The organism is Carnobacterium sp. (assembly GCF_032094055.1).
In the GTDB taxonomy this organism is placed as follows: domain Bacteria; phylum Bacillota; class Bacilli; order Lactobacillales; family Carnobacteriaceae; genus Carnobacterium_A.
The window spans coordinates 31,381-33,289 of the sequence record NZ_DAMDAK010000008.1 but is presented as its reverse complement, the minus strand read 5'-3'; the positions used below and the strand labels follow the sequence as shown (position 1 = coordinate 33,289).

The following is a 1,909-nucleotide window of genomic DNA, read 5'->3' as shown; positions in this document are numbered from 1 at the left end:
TATCTTGATAAAGATGGCAACTTAAAATCAGAAGATGAAGAGTACCAAAAAGCTATGAAAGAAAAGTCAGGAACTGGCCCAGCAGAATACATCCCCGAATTAAATGCTGAATTAGTAGCTAAAGGCGATCCAGCTGATGTTGAAGTTGTAACCGGTGCGACACATTCTTCAGAATCTTTCAAAAAATATGCACAACAATTAGTTGATGCTGCTAAAGAAGGAAAAACAGAAACTATTATGGTTGACAATCAAGTAGAAGAATAAGGTTTTACAAGTACAACTTAGTGAGCTAAAATAACAAGGTCTTAGATAATTATTATCTAAGACCTTGTTGAAATTTTTCGATAATTTAATTTGAATGATTCAACTTGCTAAATTGGAATCAGTGCGAGGAGAGGTATTATAATGAAATTCAATTATAAATGGACAATGTTTTTCTTGTTATTTGGTGTCTTGCTGATTACTTCAGGGTGCGGTAAAAAAAACGAAGCGCGTGTTCTGGTAGATGAACCTTATAGCCGGACTGAGTTTTTGATGGGTACGGTCGTAAATGTAAAGATTTATAATGAAGGAAAAGAAGCGGTACTTGACCAAGTCTTTGACCGTATCGAAGAATTGGCTGCAAAAATTACCGTCAATGAAAAAGGCTCAGAGATTGATAAGGTAAATGCACAAGCAGGAAATGAACCTGTGGTTGTATCAGATGATGTATATGAATTACTCAAAGCTGCTTATGCGTACAGTAGTGAGAGCGAAGGCAGTTTTGATATGACGATCGGACCTTTGACTAATTTGTGGCATATTGGTTTTGATGATGCTAGAAAACCTGAACAAGCTGAAATTGACGCAACATTGCCGTTGATCGATTATCAGAAAGTAGAGTTTAACGATCAGGAACACAGCGTTTATTTGCCTAAAAAAGAAATGCTCTTAGATTTAGGTGCAATTGCTAAAGGGTATATTACAGATGAAGTCGTTAAAGTGCTGAAAGCCAATGAAGTAGATACAGCCATTGTGGATTTAGGGGGAAACATTTTTGTTTTGGGGCATAGCCCGCGAGCTGAGAATGCAGCATGGAATGTCGGAGTACAAAACCCTTTTGAAACACGTGGGGAAATTCTTGGTTCTTTACCCGTTACTAATCAAACGATTGTCACTTCAGGTATCTATGAACGCTTTATTGAGGTAGATGGAGTCAATTACCACCATTTGCTGGACCCTGAGACAGGTTATCCTTTTGAGAATGATCTAGCAGGTGTCAGTATTGTAACGGATAAATCTATTGATGGCGACGGCTTGTCAACGGTGATTTTTTCTAAGGGCTTGAAAGCCGGTTTAGATTTTGTCAATCAACGTGAAAATGTAGAAGCTATTTTTGTAACGAAAGACCGTTCTGTTTACGTATCGGATGGACTGAAAAAAAGCTTTCATTTAAATGACGATGATTTTACGTTAAAAAATTAAAGTAGAAAAATTATATAAAGAAGAGAAGGTGTTATCATGACACTGAAAGTTTTTTTAAAATTAGTTGAGATTCAAACGAAAATCGCTAGTTTGTTTCCTTTTCTATTAGGAATATTATTCGCACAATTTTATTTTGGCACCATCAACATCGGCAACACGCTGCTTTTCTTTTTAGCAATGCTGCTATTCGATCTGACGACTACAGCAATCAACAATTTGATGGATTACCAAAAAGCTAAAGACATCAGTTATAAAGAAAACACAAATATTATCGGACAGGAAAAAATCGCTGAAAAGACGGTGATTCGGCTGATTTTGACGATGCTGACCTTTGCTTCTTTGCTTGGACTTTGGCTGGTATTCCGTACGAATATCTTATTGCTCTTTTTAGGGGGTGCTTGTTTTATCGTTGGTATTTTTTATACCTTCGGACCACTGCCGATTT

General features: G+C 36.8%; 3 protein-coding genes. All 3 read left to right on the top strand.

The window, feature by feature from the left end:
- On the top strand, nucleotides 1-264 hold a 264-nt coding region (locus RT405_RS02430), incomplete at its 5' end, for an FMN-binding protein (RefSeq protein WP_313467252.1).
- A gap of 141 nt (nucleotides 265-405) precedes the next feature.
- Nucleotides 406-1,464 (top strand): FAD:protein FMN transferase, encoded by a 1,059-nt coding sequence (locus RT405_RS02425; protein WP_313467251.1) that lies wholly within the window; start codon nucleotides 406-408, stop codon nucleotides 1,462-1,464.
- A 36-nt stretch (nucleotides 1,465-1,500) separates the two neighbouring features.
- The coding region (locus RT405_RS02420) for a UbiA family prenyltransferase (RefSeq protein WP_313467249.1) at nucleotides 1,501-1,909 on the top strand (409 nt) is incomplete at its 3' end.